1 protein-coding gene is annotated in these 359 nt (G+C 70.8%); it reads left to right on the forward strand.

What is annotated here, in order from left to right; genetic code table 11:
• Positions 1-357: hypothetical protein (locus tag AC1U89_RS25060; protein ID WP_479902316.1), on the forward strand; the 357-nt coding region annotated here is incomplete at its 5' end.
• Between the last annotated feature and the right edge of the window lie 2 nt (positions 358-359).

Genomic DNA, 359 nt, shown 5'->3' on the forward strand with positions numbered 1-359 from the left:
GCGCTGGCCGGGCTGCGCAACGACCTCAACGCGATCGACGGCGGAAGCGCCGGCTCGGAGACGGCCGGCATGCCCGCCCCCGGCGGCGTCTCACTGGACTTGACCCCGCACAGCGACGATTGCGCCGCACTGCCCACGCTGGACGTGTCCGGGGAATTCCTGGCCTCCATCGATCCCTCTGGCACCCGTCGGCTGACCCGCTTCTCCGACGACGAACTCCTCGCCGCGAGCGACTCCGTGTTCGGCCTGCTCGACGACCCCGCTGGCACGGCCCGTTCGGAACTGCTGGCGACCTACGACGCGATCAGCATGGAGATCACCCGCCGCGAGGTAGGCCGCGAGCCCGAGCCTGTGTAGTC

The sequence above is a fragment of the Caulobacter sp. 05T431 genome (assembly GCF_056665975.1).